Origin of the sequence: uncultured Granulicatella sp., assembly GCF_963521425.1 — a bacterium.
Classification (GTDB): domain Bacteria; phylum Bacillota; class Bacilli; order Lactobacillales; family Aerococcaceae; genus Granulicatella.
On sequence record NZ_CAUQUN010000003.1, the window covers coordinates 53,264 to 78,739 of the forward strand.

At 33.0% G+C, this 25,476-nt stretch carries 26 protein-coding genes; 20 read left to right on the forward strand and 6 right to left on the reverse strand.

The annotated features are described in order from the left end of the window. Positions 1-158 precede the first annotated feature (158 nt). A complete protein-coding gene (locus RWO76_RS01545) occupies positions 159-440 on the forward strand; it encodes a DUF6110 family protein (RefSeq protein WP_314353853.1) in 282 nt (93 codons plus the stop codon). After that, positions 440-2,497 carry a heavy metal translocating P-type ATPase gene (locus tag RWO76_RS01550; protein ID WP_314353854.1) on the forward strand — a complete coding sequence of 686 codons (2,058 nt, stop codon included), beginning with the start codon at positions 440-442 and terminating at the stop codon, positions 2,495-2,497. The genes RWO76_RS01545 and RWO76_RS01550 overlap by 1 nt, the downstream gene beginning before the upstream one ends. Before the next feature lie 44 nt (positions 2,498-2,541). Here RWO76_RS01550 and rpmB read toward each other — a convergent pair whose 3' ends face one another. After that, positions 2,542-2,730, reverse strand: coding sequence for a 50S ribosomal protein L28 (gene rpmB / locus RWO76_RS01555; protein WP_006703478.1), 189 nt, complete (start codon positions 2,728-2,730; stop codon positions 2,542-2,544). Between the two features lie 266 nt (positions 2,731-2,996). On the opposite strand from rpmB, the gene RWO76_RS01560 reads away from it, so the two are divergent. The 4 genes from RWO76_RS01560 (at position 2,997) to plsX (ending at position 8,515) form a co-directional block, all read left to right on the forward strand. Then, positions 2,997-3,359, forward strand: coding sequence for an Asp23/Gls24 family envelope stress response protein (locus RWO76_RS01560; protein WP_227930892.1), 363 nt, complete (start codon positions 2,997-2,999; stop codon positions 3,357-3,359). Positions 3,360-3,393: 34 nt separating this feature from the next. Then, positions 3,394-5,073 (forward strand): DAK2 domain-containing protein, encoded by a 1,680-nt coding sequence (locus RWO76_RS01565; RefSeq protein ID WP_314353855.1) that lies wholly within the window; start codon positions 3,394-3,396, stop codon positions 5,071-5,073. Positions 5,074-5,469: 396 nt separating this feature from the next. Then, a complete protein-coding gene (gene recG, locus RWO76_RS01570; RefSeq protein WP_314353856.1) occupies positions 5,470-7,521 on the forward strand; it encodes an ATP-dependent DNA helicase RecG in 2,052 nt (683 codons plus the stop codon). Continuing rightward, positions 7,514-8,515 carry a phosphate acyltransferase PlsX gene (plsX, locus tag RWO76_RS01575; RefSeq protein WP_314353857.1) on the forward strand — a complete coding sequence of 334 codons (1,002 nt, stop codon included), beginning with the start codon at positions 7,514-7,516 and terminating at the stop codon, positions 8,513-8,515. The genes recG and plsX overlap by 8 nt, the downstream gene beginning before the upstream one ends. Positions 8,516-8,802: 287 nt before the next feature. Here plsX and RWO76_RS08810 read toward each other — a convergent pair whose 3' ends face one another. Together RWO76_RS08810 and RWO76_RS01580 are read right to left on the reverse strand one after the other, a co-directional pair. After that, positions 8,803-9,144, reverse strand: a complete 342-nt coding sequence (locus RWO76_RS08810) for a DUF3899 domain-containing protein (RefSeq protein ID WP_399543043.1) — start codon at positions 9,142-9,144, stop codon at positions 8,803-8,805. 14 nt (positions 9,145-9,158) lie between these two features. Next, on the reverse strand, positions 9,159-9,437 hold the full coding sequence (locus RWO76_RS01580; RefSeq protein WP_314353858.1) for a DUF4305 domain-containing protein: 279 nt from the start codon (positions 9,435-9,437) through the stop codon (positions 9,159-9,161). Between the two features lie 160 nt (positions 9,438-9,597). Here RWO76_RS01580 and groES point away from each other — a divergent pair, with 160 nt between their 5' ends. From groES to RWO76_RS01600, 4 genes are all read left to right on the forward strand, one after another. Then, positions 9,598-9,867 (forward strand): co-chaperone GroES, encoded by a 270-nt coding sequence (gene groES, locus RWO76_RS01585; RefSeq protein ID WP_006703485.1) that lies wholly within the window; start codon positions 9,598-9,600, stop codon positions 9,865-9,867. A gap of 19 nt (positions 9,868-9,886) precedes the next feature. Then, the gene (gene groL / locus RWO76_RS01590; protein ID WP_314349272.1) at positions 9,887-11,506 is read left to right on the forward strand and encodes a chaperonin GroEL; all 1,620 of its coding nucleotides are present in this window, start codon (positions 9,887-9,889) and stop codon (positions 11,504-11,506) included. A 491-nt stretch (positions 11,507-11,997) separates the two neighbouring features. After that, entirely contained in the window at positions 11,998-12,528 is a 531-nt protein-coding gene (locus RWO76_RS01595) for an ECF transporter S component (RefSeq protein WP_399543045.1), read from the forward strand. Positions 12,529-12,530: 2 nt separating this feature from the next. Continuing rightward, positions 12,531-13,052 (forward strand): transcription repressor NadR, encoded by a 522-nt coding sequence (locus RWO76_RS01600; protein WP_314353859.1) that lies wholly within the window; start codon positions 12,531-12,533, stop codon positions 13,050-13,052. A 332-nt stretch (positions 13,053-13,384) separates the two neighbouring features. Here the strand turns inward: RWO76_RS01600 and RWO76_RS01605 are convergent, their stop codons facing one another. Beyond that, entirely contained in the window at positions 13,385-14,089 is a 705-nt protein-coding gene (locus RWO76_RS01605; protein ID WP_314353861.1) for an SMI1/KNR4 family protein, read from the reverse strand. A gap of 141 nt (positions 14,090-14,230) precedes the next feature. Between RWO76_RS01605 and RWO76_RS01610 the strand changes: the two genes are divergently transcribed. The 10 genes from RWO76_RS01610 (at position 14,231) to RWO76_RS01655 (ending at position 23,216) form a co-directional block, all read left to right on the forward strand. Then, positions 14,231-14,788 carry a LemA family protein gene (locus tag RWO76_RS01610; protein WP_314353863.1) on the forward strand — a complete coding sequence of 186 codons (558 nt, stop codon included), beginning with the start codon at positions 14,231-14,233 and terminating at the stop codon, positions 14,786-14,788. Between the two features lie 21 nt (positions 14,789-14,809). Next, a complete protein-coding gene (gene htpX, locus RWO76_RS01615; protein ID WP_314353865.1) occupies positions 14,810-15,706 on the forward strand; it encodes a zinc metalloprotease HtpX in 897 nt (298 codons plus the stop codon). Positions 15,707-15,875: 169 nt separating this feature from the next. Next, positions 15,876-16,634, forward strand: a complete 759-nt coding sequence (locus RWO76_RS01620; protein WP_314353867.1) for a hypothetical protein — start codon at positions 15,876-15,878, stop codon at positions 16,632-16,634. Positions 16,635-16,719: 85 nt separating this feature from the next. Continuing rightward, the gene (locus tag RWO76_RS01625) at positions 16,720-17,742 is read left to right on the forward strand and encodes a lipoate--protein ligase (protein WP_314353869.1); all 1,023 of its coding nucleotides are present in this window, start codon (positions 16,720-16,722) and stop codon (positions 17,740-17,742) included. Between the two features lie 115 nt (positions 17,743-17,857). After that, the gene (locus RWO76_RS01630; RefSeq protein WP_314353871.1) at positions 17,858-18,520 is read left to right on the forward strand and encodes an adaptor protein MecA; all 663 of its coding nucleotides are present in this window, start codon (positions 17,858-17,860) and stop codon (positions 18,518-18,520) included. A gap of 75 nt (positions 18,521-18,595) precedes the next feature. Next, positions 18,596-19,345 carry an oxygen-insensitive NADPH nitroreductase gene (gene nfsA, locus RWO76_RS01635; RefSeq protein WP_314353873.1) on the forward strand — a complete coding sequence of 250 codons (750 nt, stop codon included), beginning with the start codon at positions 18,596-18,598 and terminating at the stop codon, positions 19,343-19,345. A gap of 44 nt (positions 19,346-19,389) precedes the next feature. Continuing rightward, positions 19,390-20,064 (forward strand): response regulator transcription factor, encoded by a 675-nt coding sequence (locus RWO76_RS01640; RefSeq protein WP_314353874.1) that lies wholly within the window; start codon positions 19,390-19,392, stop codon positions 20,062-20,064. A gap of 9 nt (positions 20,065-20,073) precedes the next feature. After that, complete coding sequence (locus RWO76_RS01645; protein ID WP_314353875.1) at positions 20,074-21,312, forward strand: histidine kinase dimerization/phospho-acceptor domain-containing protein; 1,239 nt, start codon at positions 20,074-20,076, stop codon at positions 21,310-21,312. A 57-nt stretch (positions 21,313-21,369) separates the two neighbouring features. Beyond that, positions 21,370-21,681, forward strand: coding sequence for a hypothetical protein (locus RWO76_RS01650; protein WP_006703501.1), 312 nt, complete (start codon positions 21,370-21,372; stop codon positions 21,679-21,681). 173 nt (positions 21,682-21,854) lie between these two features. Then, positions 21,855-23,216, forward strand: a complete 1,362-nt coding sequence (locus RWO76_RS01655) for a hypothetical protein (protein WP_314353876.1) — start codon at positions 21,855-21,857, stop codon at positions 23,214-23,216. A 66-nt stretch (positions 23,217-23,282) separates the two neighbouring features. On the opposite strand, the gene thrC is transcribed toward RWO76_RS01655, so the two are convergent. Together thrC and RWO76_RS01665 are read right to left on the reverse strand one after the other, a co-directional pair. Continuing rightward, positions 23,283-24,776 (reverse strand): threonine synthase, encoded by a 1,494-nt coding sequence (thrC, locus tag RWO76_RS01660; protein ID WP_314353877.1) that lies wholly within the window; start codon positions 24,774-24,776, stop codon positions 23,283-23,285. A gap of 140 nt (positions 24,777-24,916) precedes the next feature. Beyond that, on the reverse strand, positions 24,917-25,459 hold the full coding sequence (locus tag RWO76_RS01665) for a biotin transporter BioY (protein ID WP_314353878.1): 543 nt from the start codon (positions 25,457-25,459) through the stop codon (positions 24,917-24,919). Positions 25,460-25,476: the final 17 nt, after the last annotated feature.

Below are 25,476 nucleotides of genomic sequence, written 5' to 3' on the forward strand. Positions count from 1 at the left end.
GAAATTTTTTATAGTAATATGAAAATTGTTATCATCCCGCTGTTTTTCTATGAAAATGATGGGATGATGTTTTCTTTTGAGTTGAATTTTCATAGGAATGAGATATACTATAGTTGAGTCCAAGAAGATTCAAAAAAATATATATTGGAGGTCTTTTTATGTTAAAAGAAGTATTAGAATTAGGAAAATTCGTTAAAAAAACGAGTGTATTTGTAAGTGGAGTTGTAGTAGGTTCATTAGGACTTAAAGTTTTAGCGAGCAAAGATACTAAACACGTTGTTGCTAAAGCAGTAGCAAAATCTTATAAATTAAAAGATGGATTAGATGCAACAGTTTCTCAATTGAAACAACATGCAGATGATGTTTTAGCTGAAGCAAATGACTTATATGTTGAAGAAAAAGCAGCTAACTTAGCAACAGTAGAAACAAGTGAACAATAATGAAAGTAACAATTAAAGCTCAATCAAAAAATAGAGTGCGTTTGGAAGTACCTTTTAAATGTACAGCTGCTGTTCAGTTGTATTTAGAAGAAGAAAAAAGACTATTTCCAGAAATTACGCAAATCATTTGTTATAAAGATGGAAAGCATATCGCATTTACTTTTGAAACAGGACATGAATCAAGTGTTTATCGTTTCCTAGATCATTTAGAGGTGACTACTTTAAATGAAAAACAAAAAGATTTTACAGTGGATGCTCAAGTGACACCTGTGGATATTGTAGCTTCCCATATTTACCGTAAATTGGTTGCAAAAGTATTGATTCCGCAACCATTAAAAATTTTCTGGTTATTATGGAAAATGAAGAAATTCGGAAAAGCTGCATTTGAATCTATTTTAGAAAAGAAATTATCCATGAGTATTTTGGATTTTGTAGCGATTGTAACATCGATGGCAATGGGAGATCATAAAACAGCTGATACTATTATGTTCTTATTAAATCTTGGAGATGATTTAGATGAATGGTCTCAAAAGAAATCCGTTGAAGATTTAGAGAAAAATCTAAAAAATAATATTTATGAATTATGGATTGAAAAAGACGGAGAACGATTCAAAAAATTAAGTCATCAAGTAGAAGTAGGCGATGTATTCGTTGCTACTGAAGGACAAGAGATTTATTTTGATGGAACAGTTGTATCTGGTCGTGGATTTTTAAATGAAAGTTCATTAACTGGAGAAGCCTTCCCAGTGTCTAAAAAAATTGGAGATACTGTTTTTGCCAATACGGTTGTAGAACAAGGTGAATTATTAGTAAAAGTTACGAATGCTGAACAAAATTCACGTTTACAACAAATTGTTCAATTGATGAAAACAAGTGAATTACATCAATCGAAACAACAAAAACAATTATTAGAAAAAGCAGACAGTCTGGTAAAATATAATTTCATTGGAATGGCAGTGACCTATTTATTAACTAGATCGGTGCAAAAAGCGCTAACTTTCTTATTAGTGGATTATTCATGTGCCTTAAAATTATCTTCCCCTGTGACTTATTTAACAGCTATTAAAGCAGCTTCTACAAGAGGAATAGTTGTAAAGGGTTCTAGTTCACTAGATGAGTATCCAATGATTGACACTTATGTGTTTGATAAGACTGGGACTTTAACAACAGGAGTGCCAAAAATTCAAAAGATTTTACCTTATCGTGGATATTCAGAGGAAGAAGTTCTACGAATTGCGGCATGTTTAGAAGAGCATATTTATCATCCAATTGCGAGTGCAGTAGTTCAAAAAGCAGAAGATGATGGAGTAGAGCATGAGGAAATGCATGGTAAATTAACGCATGTTGCTTCCAAAGGAATTTTATCTTCGATTGATGGTGAAAAAGTTGTCATCGGAAGTTTAGAATTGTTGAAAGAACATCAAGTAGCAATTTCTGAAGAACAAGCTAAGATTATAGAAGAGTATATTCAATGGTATCACCTATTGTATTTAGGATATAAAGGAGAATTAATTGCAATTTTCTTGATTGATACACCATTACGTCCAGAAACCATTGAAGTTCTGCAATCGTTAAAAGAACGAGGAAAGAATATTATTTTATTAACTGGGGACACGAAGAAACGAACAGAATCCATTTGTTCGCTTATTCAATTTGACGAAGTATATACAGAAGTGAAACCAGAACAGAAACATCAAGTGATTCAAGATTTACAAGATAAAGGACATCGTGTCTTTATGATTGGTGATGGTCTAAATGATTCAGCAGCTCTCTCAAAAGCAAATGTTGGAGTAGTGATGGCAAGTTCATCAGATATTGCTAGACAAGCTAGTGATATTGTATTCTTAGAAGAAACTTTATCAGGTATTCTCGTTTTAGATGATATTTCTGCACAATTGCAAAAACAATTAGGTAGAAACTTGAATACGACTGTATGGGTGAATACTTCTTTAATGGGATTAGGATTGTTTAATTTATTAACGCCTAGTACATTAGCTGTGTTCCATAATTTAACAACGACTGTTATTATCGGAAAAAGTTTTACTTATATTAAATAAAAGAAAAAAGACTGGACATTGTCCAGTCTTTTTGTTTGTGTAAATTAAACGCGTTCTACTTTACCTGATTTTAATGCACGAGTTGAAACCCATACTTTTTTAGGCTTTCCATCGATTAAAACGCGAACTTTTTGTAAGTTTGGTTTCCAAGTACGACGGTTAGCGTTCATAGCGTGAGAACGAGTGTTACCTGTTTCAGAACGACGTCCAGTGAAATAACATACTTTAGCCATGGTCATTCTCCTCCTTTAATTTAAATCATTGATCAGCTGATATAATTTTTAAACTAAATCATATACTTAAATAATTTATCATAGTTAAGGGTAGAATGCAAGCTAGAGTCTAAGTTAAAGTATAAATTTTTCTTAAAATATATTTTGGTAGCGCATTTTCATACATAAAAGGTTAGGTAAAATGAATCATTTATGATAAAATGATAAAGAATCATCGAACAGTCTGTAAAAAAACAGGTTGTACGAAATTTAAGGAGGTTACAAAAATGACAGTCAAAATTCAAACAGAACAAGGGTTAATTGAATTAAGCAATGAAGTTATTGCTACTGTAGTTGGTGGTGCAGCAACAGATAACTATGGAGTTGTTGGAATGGCCAGCCGTAATCATATTCGTGATAATTTAAATGAAATTTTGAAAAAAGAAAACTATTCTCGTGGCGTAGTGATTCGTCAAGAGGAAGAAGGCGTAGCTGTTGATGTATATATTATCGTAGGTTACGGAACTAAAATTTCTGCAATTTGTCGCAATGTTCAAGAACAAGTAAAATATAATTTAGAAACGATGTTAGGATTTTCTGCGAACACTGTTAATGTTTATGTTCAAGGAGTAAAAATCATTGAAGCGTAAGCTTTGATGGTGTGTCAGGAGGATATAAGAATCAATGGTAACAAAAAATATTATTACGGCTCAAGATTTTCGAGCAATGGTAGAAATTGGTGAAGCACGTTTAAGTGAAAATGCTGAATTTGTCAATTCATTGAATGTATTTCCGGTTCCAGATGGAGATACAGGTACAAATATGAGCCTTTCATTTAAATCAGGTGCAGAGCGTGTTGCAAATTCTTCTGCTCAAACAGTAGGAGAGTTAGCACAAGATTTAGCAAAAGGTTTATTAATGGGTGCTCGTGGAAATTCAGGAGTTATTTTATCTCAATTATTCCGTGGTTTTTCAAAAGCAGTTGAAGGAAAAGACGAATTAACAGGAGAAGATTTAGCAGAAGCCTTTACTAAAGGGGTTGAAACAGCTTATAAAGCCGTGATGAAACCTGTTGAAGGAACAATTTTAACAGTTGCTCGTGAATCTGCTAAAAGAGGCGTTCGTAAATTAGAACGTTCAAATGATATTATCGAAGTGATGGGTTCTGTATTCCGCGGAGCTCAAAAATCATTAGATAAAACTCCAGATTTATTACCTGTATTAAAAGAAGTTGGTGTAGTTGACTCAGGTGGTCAAGGCTTAGTATTTATTTATAACGGATTTTACGAAGCTTTAACAGGTGAAGCTACTCCAGTTCAAGGATTATCAACGAATAAGATTGATTTAAGTTCAGTAGCTCATCATGAAAGTGGAATTGATTATGAACATGCTTCTACAGCAGATATTCAATTTGGATACTGTACTGAAATTATGGTACGCATTGGTGAAGGGGAAACAGTAGTAGATACTTTTGATTATGATACATTCCGTAATTATTTAAATGAATTAGGAGATTCTTTATTAGTTGTAGCGGATGATGAAATTATTAAAGTTCACGTTCATACAGAGCGTCCTGGTGAAGTCATGAATTATGGACAACGCTTTGGTTCATTAATGAAAGTGAAAGTTGATAATATGCGTTTGCAACATGAAGAAGTTTTAAAAACTGACTATACTGAAAAAGTAAAAGCAGTTGCTCCAAAAACTGAGTATGGAATTGTTGCTGTAGCTGCGGGTGAAGGAATTCATGAATTATTCAAGAGCATGGGTGTGACAACGATTATTAATGGTGGTCAAACAATGAACCCAAGTACAGAAGATATTTTAGCAGCAGTAAAAGAAGCTCATGCTGAAAAAGTGATTGTTTTACCAAATAATAAAAATATTTTAATGGCTGCAAACCAAGCTGCTGAAGTAAGTGAAGATGCAGAAGTAGCAGTTGTGGCAAGTAGAACAATTTCTGAAGGTTTATCTTCATTATTAGCGTTCAACCCACAAGCTAGTTTAGAAGAAAATAAAGAGGCGATGACAGAACAATTGTCATTAGTGACAAGTGGTCAAATTACAAATGCCGTTCGTGATACTTCCATTGATGGAGTTGATATTAAAGAAAATGACTTCATGGGTATTGTAAATGGAAAAATTTTAATTAGTGTACCAGATCGTAAACAAGCAACAATTGATACAATTGCGAAAATGGTGAATGAAGAATCTGAAATTTTAACAATTTTAGTTGGGGAAGATGTAGCAATAGAAGAAGCAGAAGAAATTGTTTCTTATGTAGAAGAACATTTCCCAGATATTGAAGTTGAATTACACGAAGGTTTACAACCTGTATACGCATATTTATTAGCAGTAGAATAGAATATTAGAGAGACTGGATGGAAAAACGTCCAGTCTTTTTTGTCGATAGAAACGAGATAATAGAAGTAGCCATAAGGTATGAAACCGTAGGTCATCGAAAACGTTCAAGCGAAAGAACCGTCAAAATTTCGTCATAATAAACGTTTTAATGAAAGAATCCGTCAAAAAAGACCAGAATTTTAATAGTAGCATTAGTAATATGAACCGAAATGGTTCATATTACAGGAAACTTTGAGACCCTAGGCTCAAAGTTTAGGCATGAGACCGAAGGGCTGCTGCCGTCCTCTTGCTACTATTATAATTCTTGTCTGAAATATATTAAAAAAACAACAACAGTTGACAGTATGTCTTTTCCTCTCTAAACTATAAAAGAATAGAATGTTTGGAGGTGAAGAAATGGATAAAACAATATTTCAATCAGTAAGATTTTTATCAGGTGTCGGACCTAAACGAATGGAACCATTACATGACTTAGGAATTGATACCATCTATGACTTATTAACACATTTTCCATTTCGCTATGAAGACCTTCAAGTAAGAGATGTTTCGACCATCATGGATCAAGAAAAAGTCACATTAGCAGGAATTATTGTAACAGAACCAGTCGTTCATTATTATGGATTTAAGAAAAACCGAATTTCCTGCCGAATGGCGATTGGAGAACAGGTTATTCAAGTGTCCTTTTTTAACCAGCCCTATTTGAAAAATAAATTAATCCAACATCAAGAATGTATTATTTTTGGAAAATGGGACGCAAAACGTTCCACTTTAATGGGAATGAAAATCATTTCAACTAAAGAAGATATGGAGGAAACGTCCAATTTTGAAGCGGTATATCGAACCAATAAATCCATTCGTCAGAGTACACTATTAAAATTAATTCAAACAGCTTTGCCGATTTATAAAGAAAATATTCCAAATCCACTACCAGCTTCTATTCAGAAAAAAAGACAATTACTATCGCATCCGGAAGCTGTAGAAGGGATACATTTTCCAAAAGATGAACGTCATTCAAAACAATCGAGACAGCAATTAGTGTATCAAGAATTATTTTGTTACCAACTAAAATTACAAAGCTTAAAAAAGAAAAGGCATTATGCTAAACAAGGGCAAAGCATTTTATATGAAAATACAGCATTAAAAGCATATATTAAAACTTTACCTTTTACATTAACCGAAGGACAAAAGAAAGTAGTTAATGAAATTTGCTATGACCTTAGAGCTCCGTATGAAATGAGTCGCTTATTACAAGGTGATGTAGGAAGTGGGAAAACAGTAGTTGCTACAATTGCGATGGTAGCGACTGCTTTAACAGGAAAGCAAGCGTGCTTAATGGTTCCAACAGAATTATTAGCAGACCAACATTACGAAACCATTTGTGCTTTAACAAAAGAAACAGAAATAAAAGTTGGAAAACTGACTGGAACAACAACTCTAAAAGAAAGACGGCAGTTATTAGAGCAATTAGAAAAAGGAGAACTTCAACTGTTAGTGGGGACTCATGCTTTATTCCAGGAAGATGTCATTTATCACGATTTAGCTTTTATTGTAATTGATGAACAGCATCGTTTTGGAGTGAAGCAAAGAGCACAATTAGCTCAAAAAGGAACAGGAGTAAATGTGCTGCAAATGACAGCAACTCCAATTCCAAGAACACTAGCCATTACGACTTTTGGAGAAATGGATACATCCATCTTAAAAGAAGCTCCTAAGGGACGACAACCGATTCAAACATTTTGGGTCAAAGAACAAGAGTTAGAAAAAGTATATGATTATATTGAAAAACAAGTTCAAGCTGGAAGACAAGCTTATGTCATCTCTCCTTTAATTGAAGAAAGTGAAAATTTAGATGTTCAAAATGCGACTGAAATTTATGAAATGATTTCTAAACGATTTGAAAATCGTTTGTCGGTAGGATTATTACATGGACGTTTAAAAAGTGATGAAAAAGAAAGTGTTATGACTGCTTTCCAAAAGAACGATGTACAAGTATTAGTTTCTACAACCGTTATTGAAGTAGGTGTAGATGTACCAAATGCTACTGTAATGGTCATATTAGATGCAGACCGATTTGGATTAGCTCAATTACATCAGTTAAGAGGACGAGTAGGACGTGGTGAACATGCTTCTACGTGTATTTTGATTGCATCGCCTAAAACAGAGCAAGGAAAACAAAGAATGCAAATTATGTGTGAATCGACTGATGGATTTTATCTTAGTCAAAAAGACTTAGAATTACGTGGATCAGGTGACGTTTTTGGATTACGACAATCAGGAATCCCAGAGTTTAAAGTGGCTGACATTGTTCAAGATTATGATATACTAGAACAAGCAAGAGAAGATGCTATTACATTTGTTATCGAAGAAGAGGACAGTGTAGCTTATAAAGAAATACAAGAATTTATCGAACAAACAAGTCGTGAAATGGAGGAAATTGTAAATGGTTAGAATTGCCATTGATGCGATGGGTGGAGACAATGCTCCTAAAGAAATTGTAGCAGGTGCTATTCAAGCAGCAAAAGAATATCCAGAAAATGAATTTCAATTATATGGAGATGAAGAAAGTATCCAAGTAGTGATGACAGAAACACTGCCGAATATTAGAATCATTCATTGTAGTGAAAAAGTAACAAGCGAAGATGAACCCGTAAAGGCAGTTCGTCGAAAAAAAGATGCTTCTATGGTAGTTGCAGCTCAAGCTGTGAAAGATGGAGAAGCAGATGCTCTATTTTCAGCAGGAAATACGGGAGGATTACTTGCAAGTGGTTTATTAATTGTTGGTCGTATTAAAGGGATTGATCGTCCAGGATTAATGCCAGTATTACCAGTTGTCGGAAAAGAAAATCGCCAATTTATTTTAATGGATGTTGGTGCAAATGCTCAATGTAAAGTACAAAATTTAGAACAATTTGCAGTCTTAGGTTCTTATTATGCAAAATACGTCTTGAATATTGAAAATCCAACAGTCGGTTTATTAAATAATGGAACTGAAGAAGGTAAAGGAAATGATTTAGTAAAAAGTGTGTATCCACTTCTTCAAGAAAATTCATCGATTCATTTTGTTGGAAATGTTGAAGCAAGAGAAATTTTAAATGGAATTGCAGATGTTGTTGTAACAGATGGTTTTACAGGGAATGCAGTTTTAAAAACGATTGAAGGTACAGCTTTAACGATGATGAATTTATTAAAGGAAAATATTTTAAATCAGGGTATTACTGGTAAACTGGGTGCTTTATTATTGAAAAGTACTTTCCGTTCATTGAAAAATACTTTGGATTATTCTCAATTTGGTGGGGCTGTTTTATTTGGATTGAAGGCTCCTGTAGTGAAGGCGCATGGTTCTTCAAGTGCAAGTAGTGTTTATTTTGCGTTAAAACAAATTGATACGATTGTTCGAAGTGGCGTAGTGAAAGATTTGGTCGATTATTTCGAGGAGAACTAGAAAGAGACTTTGCGGTATAGTAATAGACGACGGCAGCAAACAGCTTTGCTGTTTCATGCCTAAAAATTGAGCCTTGGTCTCAATTTTTCGTGTGATATAATCAGCCACCGCTGATTATATCACTAGTATTACTATGCAAAGTCTTTTCTGTTTGAACGGATATTTATGAGAGTGTATTTAAGAAATTTACTTTGCGATTTCATGCCTTATCTACTATGCAAAGTATTTTCTACGTAAATATAAGAAAAGTGACGTGCTGTTGTTGCAGACGTCACTTTTTTCGTTGTTTATTTAAAAATTGTTGGGAATGTTAATAGAATTGAAATAATCCATAATAATGCAAAAGTCCATAAACAAAAATGAATGATAGACTGATACGATTTTTTCTTTTGTGGAATATACCTTTTTTTCTTTGAACGAAAACTATAAAGGAAAAAGTCAAAGTTTCCAGATTGAATGACTAATAGAGTTAAGCCAATGATTAGAAAAGGGAAACTCAATAGAGTTAAAGTATTTCCAATATAAACAAAATCGAAAATAGATATTTTTGATAAAATCGCATAGATAATGATGAGAATTGTAAGGATAAAAGTAGTTCCTAGTGAATAGAATAAGAGACGTTTATTCAAGTTGATAACCTCTCTTATTCTTTTGGAGAATCAGAATCTTCATCTTGTGTTTCCATAAATGTAAAATTCTTTTCAATTAAATCTGCGGTTTCATTGATTAATTTTCTCATGGCTAGATAAGAATTTAACATTCGAATAGCGTTTGAAATACTAAATGTGGCAAAAACGCAACAAAAAATTGTTGAAAATTCCCAACCACGAATGGGAAGTAATTGTACTGCTAAAAAAATAAAGAAACTAGCAATTAAAATTTCAACTATAAAATGTACAAAAAATTGTTGTTTACTAATCATAAAAAAGCCCTCCCCATCATTATTCCTTAAAAAAATCTTACAAGATTATAAAGAATTTTTCAAGTAATTTTCCTTGATTTTTTTTGACCAAATGAGTACTATAGTAATGTGGTTAGCACTTGAGAAGAAAGAGTGCTAAAAAAATCAAGGAGGAATGAATATGTTAAAACCGTTAAAAGATCGTGTTGTTATTCAAATGGTAGAACAAGAAGAAAAAACAGCAGGAGGTTTATTTTTACCAACTGCAGCACAAGAAAAATTACAATTTGCGACAGTTTTAGCAGTAAGCGAATTTACTGAAGAAAAAGATCGTCAAGTTCAAGTAGGAGACCGTGTTGTCTTTGAGAAATATACAGGAACTGAAGTTAAATTAGATGGTCAAGAATATATTATTGTAAAAGAACAAGATATTATTGCGATTGTTCAATAAGAAAGTGAGGAACTGAAAGATGGTAAAAGATATTAAATTTTCAGAAGATGCAAGAGCATCGATGCTACGAGGAGTAGATATTTTAGCAAATACAGTGAAAGTAACTTTAGGGCCTAAAGGGCGTAATGTTGTATTAGAAAAAGCATTTGGTTCACCATTAATTACAAATGATGGGGTAACAATTGCAAAAGAAATTGAATTAGAAGATCATTTTGAAAACATGGGAGCTAAATTAGTTGCAGAAGTAGCTTCTAAAACAAATGATATTGCAGGAGACGGAACAACAACTGCAACAGTTTTAACACAAGCAATTGTTCGTGAAGGATTAAAAAATGTTACTGCAGGTGCAAATCCAGTAGGTATTCGTCGTGGGATTGAATTAGCGACACGTGCTGCTGTAGAAGAATTACACAAAATTTCTCGTCCTGTAGAATCAAAAGAAGCGATTGCGCAAGTAGCAGCGATTTCTTCAGGATCTCAAGAAGTCGGTAGTTTAATTGCAGAAGCAATGGAAAAAGTAGGTAACGATGGCGTTATTACAATTGAAGAATCAAAAGGAATTGAAACAGAATTAGATGTTGTAGAAGGAATGCAATTTGATCGTGGATACTTATCTCAATATATGGTAACAGATAACGATAAAATGGTTGCTCATTTAGATAATCCTTTTATTTTAATTACAGATAAAAAAGTATCTAATATTCAAGAAATTATTCCATTATTAGAACAAATCGTTCAACAAGGTCGTGCATTATTAATTATTGCGGATGATGTAGATGGAGAAGCATTACCAACATTAGTATTAAATAAATTACGTGGAACATTTAATGTAGTTGCTGTTAAAGCTCCAGGATTTGGTGACCGTCGTAAAGCAATGTTAGAAGATATTGCTGTATTAACAGGTGCTCAAGTCATTACAGAAGATTTGGGCTTAGAATTAAAAGATGCTACTTTAGCACAATTAGGTACAGCTGGAAAAGTAGTTGTTTCTAAAGATAATACAACAATTGTTGAAGGAGCAGGTTCAAAAGAATTAATTGCGAATCGTGTAGCTTTAATTCGTTCTCAAGCACAAGATACAACAAGTGATTTTGATCGTGAAAAATTGCAAGAACGTTTAGCAAAATTATCAGGGGGAGTAGCTGTTATTAAAGTAGGTGCTGCAACTGAAACAGAATTAAAAGAGAAAAAATTACGTATTGAAGATGCTTTAAATGCAACACGTGCTGCTGTTGAAGAAGGAATCGTTTCTGGTGGTGGAACTGCACTAGTGAATGTTCAAAAAACAGTAGATGCTTTAGAATTAGAAGGTGACGAAGCAACAGGAGCAAAAATTGTTTCTCGTTCATTAGAAGAACCACTTCGTCAAATTGCAACAAATGCAGGATTAGAAGGTTCTGTAATTGTAGCTCATTTGAAAGCTCAAGAGTTAGGAATTGGATATAATGCAGCGAGTGATGAATGGGTAAATATGATTGAAGCAGGAATTGTAGATCCTACTAAAGTGACTCGTTCAGCTTTACAAAATGCAGCATCTGTATCTGCTTTATTATTAACAACAGAAGCAGTTGTAGCAGATAAACCAATCCCAGCTGCACCAGCAATGCCTGGAATGGATCCAGGAATGGGTATGATGTAATTGTAACATATATAAACTAGACTTCTCTGAAGTAGCAGAGGGGACGCAAGCAGCCTCGCGAAGGCGAGTCTCATTGCTAAAAATTGAGCCTAGAGTCTCAATTTTTCCAGTGATAAAATCTGCAATAGCAGTTTTTATCACTCGTGCTACAGCGAGAAGTCTGTTTATTTGGACGTGTGTTTATGACTGAACGTATAAAAGCAAGACTTCTCTGAAAGTAGCAGAGGGGACGCAAGCAGCCTTGCGAAGGCGAGTCTCATTGCTTAAAAATTGAGCCTAGGGTCTCAATTTTTCCAGCAAGAAGTCTGTTTATTTGGTCGTTTATTTATAAGAATACGAATAAAAGTAAGACTTCTCTGAAGTAGCAAAGTGAACGTAAATGGGCGTGAGCTACTTTGGGAAGTCTTTTTTCATTTTCATAAAAAAACATTGAATTCTGTAAAGTTATAGTATACACTACTGTATATACAGTAGAAAAGGGGATATATTCAATGAAAAAGAATAGATTTTTAACGTTAACAGCTTTACTAACAGCAATTGCGATTGTGATTCCAATTATAATGCCATTTAAAATTGTCATTCCACCGGCATCATATACTTTAGGAAGTCACGTAGCTATTTTTATTGCGATGTTTCTTTCTCCATGGATGACGGTATTTGTTGTATTAGGTTCTACCATTGGTTTCTTCCTAGCAGGATTCCCATTTATTATTGTTTTGCGAGCATTTTCTCATATTTTATTTGGAACTTTAGGGGCTCTTTATTTGAGAAAGTTCCCCAATATATTAGAAAATAAAAAATCTTCATGGATTTTTAATATTGTTTTAGCAATTATTCATGCCATTGGTGAAGTTTTTGTATGCTTTGTCTTTTATAGTGTGACAGGTCAAGATCTTCAAAAATTATTGTATGTCTTATTTGTCTTAGTGGGGGTTGGTACGATTATTCATAGTATGGTAGACTATGTAGTAGCGATTGGTATTTATCGTTCATTAAAGAAAATCCATAAGAGAGAGGGTTAATAGTGACCATTACACGTCGAAAGAAATTATTGACTTTATTAAAAGAATCTTCATCAGCGATTAACGGACAGCAATTAGCGGATCATTTTCATGTGACAAGACAAATTATTGTTCAGGATATTGCCATTTTACGTGCAGATGGGGAAGAAATTATTTCAACGAATCGAGGTTATATTCATTCTGCTTCTAAGCAACCGCAACAAATGCATCGTTTGTTTAAAGTAAAACATACGATTGATGATATTGAAGATGAGTTAGTTGCTATTGTGGATAATGGTGGAAGAGTAAAAACAGTGTTAGTGGATCATCCTGTTTATGGGGAAATTCAAACATTATTGAAAATGACTTGTCGTAGAGATATTGTTCATTTTATGAAGCAAGTGGAGAAAACGAAGTTTCGTCCTTTGTCTGAGATTACTGATGGAGTTCATTATCATTTAGTGGAAGCTGATACGAAGCAAGATTTAGATGAGATTGAAAGAGCTTTGAGAAAATTGGGGTTTTTAGTCGACGATTCCTTATAATTTACGTATAGACTTTCTAGTATAGTAGTAGGCGACGCCAGCAAACCTTCGGTTTCATGGCTAAAAATTGAGCCTAGGGTCTCAATTTTTCTTGTAATAAAATCTGCGTGGCAGTTTTTATCACTTGTACTACTATAGAAAGTCTTACTTTTTGGACGTGTATTTATGAGAGAGCGTATAGGATTTAGACTTTCTAGTATAGTAGTAAGCGACGCCAGCAAAACTTTAGTTTCATTGGTACTACTATAAAAAGTATTACTTGTATTCATCTCTATGTAAAAAACAAGACTTGTCGAAGTGCAAGTCTTGTTTTTTGTTTGTCCATTATTCGTTTATTTTTGTTGAATCAGTTTGTAAGCTGGAGAATTTTCTAATTCTTGTTTTCGGTATTCCAGTAAAAAATCGAGAGCTTCTTGTGCAATGGAAGAAATTGGTGAATGTTGTTCTAAGCCTTTAGCAATCCAGTAAATATAGCTATTAAAATCTTCTTCCTCTTCAATTTCTAATAGTGTTTGAAAATTTTCTGGATGGAATAATCCTAATTGTTGTCTGCGAGTATGAATGCTCATCCAATGACGATGGTTGAATGATACAATTTCAATATGAGGTTTCAGAGAATCGATTAAATCCTCAAATGAAGAAGCAATCGTTAACCATTGATCCATCTCTACATCTATGAGGCGAATGCTAGGTTCTTTTCCTTTTTCAAGATAATCAAAACAATAGTAAACAGATTCGTCTTTAAAAAATGGAATAAAGTAATCGGGCAGACCTGTTTCTTCAGGGGAAAAACAGTCATCCAATAAACTAATCCAATTTCCCTTTTCTAAACCTGCAATGCCATTTAATAGAGTATAGTCTAATCCAAAACGAGTAGGTTCAATTGTTTTAATTTTTGAATGAAGAAAATAACCTGCTCCTTCCTGTTGAATCCATTGTAAATAACTTTCAGGTAAGTCTCCAATAGTCCAATGGTGATGAATTGGAGTAGTAGAATCTAATAGTACTTTTGTAAAAGCTTGTTGAATCAGTGACATGTTTTCCTCCAAATTTAGGTCTAAAGTATGAGGTAAGTTGTAGTAAATATGGTAGAATAAACTCAATTAATCGATAATAGTTTGCAAAACTAAAATGATTTGTTACAATTAACTGTATAAAATATAAAGGAGTGTGTCAATATGACATTATGGATTATTTTAGGAATTATTGCAGTAGTCATTATTTGGGCTGTGTCTGCATATAATGGTATTGTAAAATTAAAAAACTGGGTAGGCGAAGCAGCAGCTCAAATTGATGTTCAATTAGGGAGAAGAAATGATTTAATACCTAATTTAGTAGAAACGGTCAAAGGTTATGCTAAACATGAACAAGAAACACTTTCTCAAGTAATCGCAATGAGAAATCAATTAACAAATATGGGAAGCGATGCTTCTGTTCAAGAAAAAATGGATGTTTCAAATCAATTAAGTGGAACATTAAAAACAATTTTTGCGCTTTCAGAAAGCTATCCTGATTTAAAAGCAAATACAAACTTTATTAAACTTCAAGAAGAATTAACAAATACAGAAAATAAAATTGCGTATTCTCGTCAATTATATAATTCAAGCGTGGCTCAATATAACATTAAAATTCAAATGATTCCAAATAATATTATTGCGAATTTTGGAGGGTTTACAAAAGAACAAATGTTAGAAATTCCAGCGGAAGAGCGTGCAGTTCCAAAAGTTCAATTCTAAAATTGACCGTAGGTGACGAAAATGATGTATGAACAAATTGCTGCCAATAAAAGGAAAACGTGGTTGGTAGTAGGATTATATCTAATTTTATTTTTACTTGTAGGTATTGGATTAGGTTATACAGTAATGGATAATGCTGTTGCAGGAATGGTAATAGCTTTAGTTGCAGGTGGATTATATACAATGATGATGATTAGTCAATCAACAGATGTTGTGATGCGATTAAATCATGCAACTGAAGTAACGGAATACGAACAAGCACCTCAATTGTGGCATATTGTTGAAGATATGGCAATGATTGCAAAAGTTCCAAGACCAAGAATATTTGTGATTGACGATGACTCTCCGAATGCATTTGCAACTGGAAGTTCTCCTGAAAAAGCAGCTGTTGCTGTAACAACAGGTTTATTACAACGTTTGAATCGTGAGGAATTAGAAGGAGTTTTAGCTCATGAATTTGCTCATATTCGAAATTATGATGTAAGATTACAAACTATTGCGATTGCACTTGGCGCGGTGATTGCTATTTTAGTGCAATTTGGTAGTCGAATGATGTTTTGGGGGCGTTCTTCTAGACGTTCAAAAGATGATGAAAATGGACTTGCAGTGATTATGATGGTGATTTCTATTTTAGCAATGATATTAGGACCATTTATGTCTACCATTTTACAGTTAGCAATTTCAAGAAATCGTGAATATTTAGCAGATGCAACAGCAGTAGAATTTACTCGAAATCCTCAGGGATTGATTTCAGCATTGGAAAAAATTTCTAAAGCTCCAGCAATGGAAGAAGCAGATCCTCAAAGTGCAGCATTATATATAGCAAATCCTTTTAAAAAGGGAAATGAGGAAAAAGATTCTTGGTTTGCAACGCATCCAGCAACAAGTAATCGAATTAAACGTTTAAGAGAGATGTAGGATTAAAGACAGTTGAAGTTTTATTAAGAAAGGCTTCGATTGTCTTTATTTCAATTTTGTTACAAAGAAAAAGCTTTCACATGAAATTTGTAACGAAATAAATATACATAAAATGGGATATTTCCCCTATAATAGTAATGTGGAATAAATATAAGGGAGGAGTTTTGTGATGCAATCAATTTATGTACATTTAGATTCTATTTCGAATCATGTATTAAGTAGTTCGATTCGTTTTCAACCAACTGTATTGACACAAAACGAGGTTCCTAAAAATTTATTATTATTAAAGGGACGGTCTCCATTAGCAACTTATGATGATTATACAGGATTTTACTATATTAAAGATTCTAAAAAAATCATTGCATTTTTAGAAGAAGTTCAAACGGGTACAACAGAATATAATTGGATTGATTTTGAGTCGTTAGAATTTTTACATCAACTAACGCCTCAAGAAATTGCTGATTTACTATATATTTCGCATGCAAATACACATTTACATTCTCCGTTTTTTTATAAATTACAAAATAATTTTATATTTTTAAATTTGGGGCAAGAATTTACAAAAGTTTATTATCGTAAAATGGATGATTTTTATCGACAATTAGCTGGGCAATTAACGAAAAAAATGAGTGAAGAAATGACTCGTTTAAACCGACGATTATTTTTTAATCAAGAGAAAAACGCTACAGAATTACCCGTAGAATTATTAAAAGAATTAGTGACGTATTTTAAAGTCGGTATGGTATTTTCAACGGAAAGAATCAAAAAAGATTTACTAGAATATACGATTCCACTATATGTAGCAGAAGATCGTTATCATGTGATGGAAAATGTGTATATTAAAGATAACTTATTTGGTCAGTTAATCTATCATGATGAGCGAGGCTGGACATTAGATATTTTTAAAAGAAAATCAGATATACTATAGAACGTTCTTAAGTGAAGTTGCTTACTTTCTTTAAGAACGTTTTTTTGATAGAATAATTGTAATAAATAAGAAAAGAGGTTAGGTCATGTATTATGTAAAAAATCAAAGAAATGGGAAAGAAATCTATGATGCAACAACAAATTTGGCAATCGAATATTTCTTATTAAATGAGAAAAAATTAGATGAGCCGATTTTGTTATTTTATGTCAATGAAAATGCGATTATTATTGGGAAAAATCAAAATACTTATGAAGAAGTCAATCAAGATGGAGTCGATGCATTAAAAGTCCAAGTTGTTAGACGTTTTTCTGGTGGTGGAGCTGTTTATCATGATATGGGAAATATTTGTTTCTGCTTCATTACAGAAGATGATGGAGATAGTTTCCGTGATTTTGGGAAATTTACACAACCTGTTATTCGTGCACTACATAAAATGGGAGCAACTGGCGCTGAACTTCAAGGAAGAAATGATTTACTCATTGATGGAAAGAAATTCTCAGGAAATGCAATGTACTCAAATAATGGTCGTTTAACGGCTCATGGAACATTGATGCTAGATGTGGATGTAACGATTTTACCGCAATTATTACGTCCAAAAGCTGATAAAATTGCATCAAAAGGAATTAAATCCGTTCGTTCACGTGTCACAAATATTAAGCCTTATTTGGCAGAAGAATTCCAAGATTTAGATATTTTACAATTTAGAGAAGTGTTATTAAAAAATATTTTCGAAGTGGAAGATACTTCACTCATTAAAGAATATGTTCTAACAGAAGAAGATTGGGAAAAAATTGAAGTGTTGAGAAAGACTTATTTTAATAATCCTGATTGGAACTATGGAAAAAATCCAAAATTTGCGTTAACACAATCAAAACGTACAACAGCAGGACAAGTTGAATTCCACTTAAATGTTGAGCAAAATCATATTAAAGAAATTAAAATTAATGGTGATTTCTTTGGACTTGGAGAAATTAGTGATGTAGAAGAAAAATTAACAGGAATTGAATATCAAAGAGATGCAGTCTCTAGAGTATTTGAGACTATAGATGTTCGTAAATATTTTGGAAATGTAGCGGCTGAAGAATTAGTAGAGTTATTATTGAGCTAATACGAATGATAGAAAAGGTGTTATTACTTTACATTCTATGAAAATTCGTTACAATAGTACTATTCTCAAAAAATAATGAATGAATTTTTAAATGTATGTAAGTGAGGTGAATATTATGGAAATGGAACGTATAAATGATGATACTATTTTAGTAAGAATTGAAAATGAAGATCTACAAGAACGTGGCACTTCTGTTTCAGAATTATTAGCTAATCCTACAGAAATAGAAGAATTTTTCCATAGTATTTTAGTAGAAATGGATGTCATTGATCAATTTGAAGATTCTGAAGGTATGAGTTTCCAAGTGATGCCAAATCCAGAAGGTATTGAATTATATGTTACTAAATATGTTGAAAAAAAAGATATTGAAGCAGATAGCGAACGTTTCGTTCGAAATTTAGTCGATACGATTCAACATTCTTTAGGACATCGAATGGGAAAACCAAAAAAAGAGAAAAAAGTAGAGGCGCCCATTGAGAAAGAAAAAACATTGGAGCCGCTGGATTGCACAGTATTTTTTGACTCATTTGAGGATTTTGTTCAGTTAGCAAAAATGTATCCATATAATGTTCAAAAATCATCTTTATATCGATATAGTAACTATTATTTTCTACATGTATACCAAGATGTTTTTGGAGGAGAAGATTTTACTGCAGATGTAGCTCTTTTAAGAGAATTTGGTGAATTTTCTAGAGTATCTTGGGAAGTTGTTCAAGAATATGGCGAAGTAATGATAAAAGAGAAAGCAATTGAAACAGCTAAAAAATATTTTAAATAATGTAAGTAGTGGGAGTGAGCAAAAACAAATTCTGTCATTTGCTGACTCCACTATTTTTATAGAGGAGTAAAAATCATGAATGAAACAATTCAAACACAATTAAATCACCGCTCCATTCGAGCGTTTAAGGAGCAAGAATTAACAAAAGAAGAAGTGGAATTATTAGTAGATGTAGCAAGACATACTGCAACGAGTAAATTTATGCAAGCTTATTCGATTATTAGTATTACAGATCCAACATTAAAAGCTGCCTTTGCTGCAATTTCAAAACAACCATATGTTGAAAATAATGGGCATTTATTTTTATTTGTAGTAGATTATCATCGTAATGTTCAATTAACTAAAGCGCAAGATAGACCAGCCAAATTACAAGGAACAGCAGATTATTTTATTGCAGGATTAACAGATGCAACGATTGCTGCTCAAAATATGGTAGTAGCGGCTGAATCACTAGGAATGGGAACAGTATTTTTAGGAAGTTTACATAATGATGCTCAGCAAGTTATCGATTTATTAGGATTGCCTGAATATACATTCCCAGCAGTTGGTTTAGCGGTAGGATGGCCAGATCAAGAACCTCAATTAAAACCACGCTTACCAAAAGAATTGATACATATGGAAAATCAGTATCAAGCATTAGAAAATCCATTAAAAGACATTGAAGTATATGATGAAGAGATTACAGGATACTATGACACAAGAGACTTAAATAATCGAGTGGATCGATTCAGCAAACAAGTGGCGGATAAAATGGAAACATTACCTCCAAAAAGATTAGCGTTATTAGAAGTAATTCAGCAACAAGGATTTTTGAAAGAACAATAATTGAAAATAAACTAGAGAAAAAACGTAAATAGAAGAGGAAAAGAATGAAAATATTAATAGCTGAAGATGAATGGGATTTAGCCGAAGCTTTGAAATTAATGTTTGAATTACAAAAATATAATGTAGAAGTGGTAGATAATGGAGAAGATGCGATTTTTTATGCGGAAACAACTCCTTATGATGCCATTATTTTGGATGTGATGATGCCAAGAAAAAATGGTGTTGAAGTAGTAAGAAATTTACGTGCTAAAGGAATTTCAACACCTGTAATCATGTTAACTGCTAAAAGTCAACTTGAAGATAAAGTGTTGGGCTTAGAAGAAGGCGCAGACGATTACTTAACAAAACCATTTGAAGCCGCGGAATTATTAGTCCGTGTAAAATCACTTTTACGTAGACCAACTCAATTTGTAAGTTCAATTCTTTCATTAGGAAATGTTCAATTGAAAAGGGAACAATATTTGATGGAGACACCTTCTGGACAAGTATCTTTAAATAATAAAGAATTTCAGTTAATGGAATATTTTATGTTGCATCAAAATCAAATTTTATCGACAGATTTTATGATGGAAAAAGTTTGGGGATATGATGCAGAATGTGAGATTAATGTTGTATGGGTTAATATTTCTTCTCTTCGAAAGAAATTAGCAAGTATTCAAGCTAATGTCGGAATAAAATCAGCAAGAGGATTAGGATATCAACTTGTAGTAGAAGAGTAGGAGGAAAATATGTTTCAAGAACTTCAAAAAAGTTTCATAAAGAATGCCATGCTATCTTTTTCTCTTATTCTCACGTTCGTTTTGATGTTACTGAATGGGATATACTATAAACAAACGATAGAGCAAATAGATAGAGTAGCAACTATGTTAGTCGATCATAATGGAATTTTTCCAGATGCTCCTAGTACTAATCCACCCGTAAATTTTCTAGAAGAATTTATAACTTTAGGAACCGAATGGAAAAAAGATGATCAATTATCGACTCGATATGCGGTTGTTAAATTTTCCAATCAACAAATTCAATCAATAAATCAAACGAATTTAGTGAGTGTTGATGAAGAGCTCTTAAAAAAACAAGCTCAAGAAATTATAAGTGGAAATGTTCAAAGTGGTTGGAGTAAGATGTTGCGTTTCCGTTTATCTAAGGGAAATGAAGAAACATTGTTAGTATTTGTAGATGCTAAAAAGGAAATTTTACAGATTGTAAGATTGATGATTGTGACAATCCTTGTCTTTTTCATCTGTTTAATCGGCATTTATGGATTGATTCGTTTGTTATCTAAACGTGCGATTCAACCATTTGTTGATAATGTAACAAAACAACAGCAATTTATTGCAAATGCCAGTCATGAAATAAAAACTCCTTTAGCTGTTTTATCTGCTAATAATGATTTACTAGCAATGATGGGAACAGAAAATCGATGTATTGATAGCAATCGAAGACAAATTAAACGTTTAAATGCTTTAATAGAACAAATGTTATTTTTAGCAAGATATGATGAAAGTCAATTAACTCTTACAGTTGAAAAAGTTGACTTAGTTCAAATTTCCAAGGAAATAATTGATGATTTATCTCCAATTCTACAAGAAAAGGGATTATTTGTTCAGTTTCAAGGGGAAACTAGTTATGTAGTAAATGCTGATAAAGGTTCTATACAAGAATTGATTAGAATATTAATGGATAATGCTATTAAATATACAGTTATTGATAAGGTAATCACCATTAAAGCTACGGCTGAAGCATTTTTTATGGTCAATCAAACAGATCCGATGACAGATGAACAAGCGAGACAATTATTTGATCGCTTTTATCGAATTGATTCATCAAGAAATCGAACAACGGGCGGTAGTGGATTAGGATTATCGATTGCACAAAAAATTGCTGAAATCAATCAGCTACAATTGAGTGCAGAGCTAGTCGATCAAAATAGAATTCGATTTAAAATTGCTTCAAAGAATCGAAAATAAAGCAGTAACTTGATACAATAAAAATGTAAAAAAAATTAAGAAGAAAAGAGGATGACAATGGATATTAAAGATTTTACAGAACATGAACAAAAACAAATTAATGCGGGATTAACGACTTCTGTTATTACTGATAAAGAAGCAGCAAAAAAAATTCTTGAATTAGTACCAAGTGAATGGATTAAGAAAATTCCATTTTTAGTTAGAGCTCATGCAACAACAAGAACAGTAGCAAGAGTTGCAAAACAGTACCCAGAACTTTATGCAGTAGCCAAACAAGAAGGACCTTTACCTGAAAAGGAAAGAGAAGAATTAAGAGAAATTATGACAAATATTTTTGCAGAAAAAATGAATAAGCATAAAATTAAATAACTATTATTAAAAAGATAGGGATAGTCATTTAGACGACAAAAAGTAAAAACTTTGTGTCGTCTTTTTTGTTTGGTTAAAAAATATTTTTTCATTGATGATTTTAAGTTGATTTTAAGTTGATAGATTAATATAACATCATCAACAACAAGTTGATGGGAAGAGAGGAAAAAAAGATGAATAGACAAAGAATCATACAATTATTATCAACCATTACAATTGCAAGTATTTTAGTAGCTTGTCAAACTACTCAATCTCAAATTGATAGCACTTCTAATAATGTTCAAACAGCACAAAACGTACCAGCAAAACCAGGAGGAGAGGGCTTTGGAGGAAGTGACCAAGTAACTCAAGGAGAAGCTGCAACGAATTTAACAACAGATTCAACTATTTCAGGAGAAACCTATGAATCAACAGGAGATGATGAAAATGCATTACGTGTTACAGGAGCAACAGTGATGTTAAATGGAGTAACTATTCAAAAAAGTGCAGGTGCTACTTCAAATACTGAAAATGGAGATTTCTATGGTATGAATGCAGGATTTTTAGCAACAGATGGAGCAAATGTTTCTATTAAAGATGCGACTATTTTAACTTCAGCACAAAACGGAAATGGAATTTTCAGTTATGGAAATCAGACAACGGTTAATGTAGAAAATACTACGATTCAAACAATAAAAGATAATTCAGGAGGAATTCAAACAACAGGTGGAGGAACAATGAATGCGAGTAATTTAACTGTTACAACTGCAGGAAATTCATCAGCAGCTATTCGTACAGATCGAGGTGGTGGAACAGTAGTCGTTAATAAAGGAACATATACCTCAAATGGTTATAATTCACCAGCAGTTTATTCAACCGCTGATATTACCGTTAAAAATGCGACTTTAAATGCAGAAAATTCAGAAGCTTTAGTAATTGAAGGGCAAAACTCTATTTACTTAGAAAATACGGATGTAACAGGAAATATGAGTTCAACACAAGGTAGTTCTTCAGATAATAATGTTCATAATGTAATGATTTATCAATCAATGTCAGGAGATGCAGAAACAGGAACATCCGTATTTACAATGAAAGGTGGTACATTAACAGGACGAAATGGAGATCAAATTTACGTAACGAATACACATAGTAAAATTCATTTAGAAGATGTAACCATTAAAAACTTAGATACAACAGGAAGACTGTTAGCAGTTTTAGGAAATGATGCTACTCGTGGATGGGGAACAGCAGGTCAAAATGGAGGCCGAGTAGAGTTAACAACGAATCATCAAACTTTATCAGGAGCTATTGAAGTAGATACAGTTTCAACGTTAAACTTTACGATGGGAAAAGGAACAAACTTCACTGGAACTATTCAAATTGTAAAAAATGCAGAAGGAGGTACAGCAGTTGAGAATAATGCTGTGATTACAGTAGAAGAAGGGGCGACATGGACACTAACAGGGAATGTAACAATTACTGCATTAGAAAACAAAGGAACAATTAATTTCAATGGATACACGATTACATTAGCAGATGGAACAGTTTTATCATAAATAGGAAGGAGAGAATCACTACAACAAAAAGCCCAGCCATATTTTTCATGGTTGGGCTTTTTGACGTTAAATGTTTAAGCTATCATAAACAGATTGTTTCATTTCTGAAATTTCAAGTACTCTTGTGTGTCGGATTTCTGCTTCCAGTACACTTGTTACTGCTTGAGGAATCTCTATACCGCTTAATTGACGTACTTCATCAATTAATTGTTGATCACTTAAAGTGGTAACGTCAGAGTCTTTGACAGCCGATACAACGCTTTGTGGGAATTTGTATGGGCTTGCTGTAGATACAATGACTGTTGGAGTGTTGTCTTTTGTTTCTTGTTGATATTTATCATAGGCACATTGAGCAACAGCTGTATGTGGATCTAATAAATAGTTTTCTTTTGTTAAAACAGATTCAATGGTTTGAGCTGTTTCTTCTTGACTAGCACGAGCAGCATAAAACTCTTCGTATGAGTGTAACACTTTTTTTTCGATATGATAGTGACCATTGTTTGTTAAGGAATCCATTAATGCTTTTGTTTCTTCGGAATTGTTTCCTGTCATTTCGAAAATTAATCGTTCTAAGTTACTAGATACTAAAATATCCATACTTGGTGAACTTGTTACTTCAAATTTTCTTTGACGGTTGTATGTCCCTGTATGGAAGAAGTCTACCAATACATCATTTTCATTTGAAGCACAGACTAATGTTTGAATTGGAACCCCTAATTGTTTTGCATAATATGCTGCTAAAATATTCCCGAAATTTCCAGTTGGAACGACAACATTCATAGCTTCTCCAATGTTAAGAGCACCTTGTTTTACTAATTGTGCATACGCATAAACATAATACACAACTTGTGGGCATAAACGACCAATATTGATAGAGTTAGCAGAAGAAAGTTGGAATCCTTTTTCTGCTAATGTTTGGTTTAAATCTGCATCATTAAATAGTTTTTTCACCATTGTCTGAGCATCATCAAAGTTTCCTTTGACACCATAAACAAATGTATTGTCGCCAGCTTGAGTAACCATTTGACGTTCTTGAATCGTACTTACGCCACCTTTTGGATAAAAGACAATAATTTTTGTATGTGGCACATCTGCAAATCCTGCTAAGGCAGCTTTTCCTGTGTCTCCAGAAGTAGCTGTTAAAATGACGATATCTTTGTCTTGTTGATTTTTCTTAGCTGCAGTGGTTAATAAATAAGGTAAGATTGATAAAGCCATATCTTTAAAGGCAATGGTACGTCCATGGAATAATTCCATAATATAGGCATTGCCAACTTTTTTAACAGGGGCAATTGCTGGATCATCAAAAGTTGTATCATAAGCAGAATGAATACAATGTTGTAATTCTTCATCTGAAAAATCAGTTAAAAATGCTTTTAAAATTGGGAATGCAATTTCTTGATAAGATTGGTGTTGCAATGTTTCCCAGTTCAATGATAATTGTGGCATTGTCGTTGGAACGTATAACCCTCCATCTTCAGCAATCCCTTTTAAAATTGCTTGAGAAGCTGTTACACGATTATTTTTATCTCGAGTACTAATATAGTGTAATTCTGTCACAATTTATCCTCCTTTATCTCTTCTAATGCTTTGTATTTTACCATAAGTTTTTCCATGTGCCTACTAAGTTGAATAGTATCGTTAAAAGAGAAACCATAAAAAAAGAGGGTAGAATTTTATATTCTAACCTCATAAAAAAATTATGCTTCATGTCTGAAATAAGGTTTATTTTTTAAACTCTTTAATAGTAATAATCCGAAAACTGTTGTGAAACTGATTTTAATCAAATCCGGCAAAATAAATGGAATAACTACAAGGTTGAGAGCTTTTGAAAAATCTGCATGTGTAATCAGGATAAAACCAATTACTCCACCAATAAATAGAGCGACTTCACCTAAAAGATTCGCTATAAATAAACGAACGGCATTTTGTTTTCTCTGTGCAATAATAGAAGTAACGAATGCACGAATAGGGAAGAAAACTAGAAAACCAGCAGTTGGTCCAAAGAAAGCTTGAAATCCACCTTTTCCACCTGCAAAAACAGGAAGTCCAATGGCACCTAATAATAAATAAAGTAAAATAGCAAGTGTGGCTTCTTTTGGACGATAGACGGTAGCAACTAATCCAATCGCTAATGTTTGTAAAGTAATAGGAATAGGCCCTAAAGGAATTTGAAAGGGTGACAATGCTGCCACTAGTGCTGCTCCCAATGCGATTAATGTTAAAGAATAAGTTTTGTTCATAATTGTTAACCTCCTAA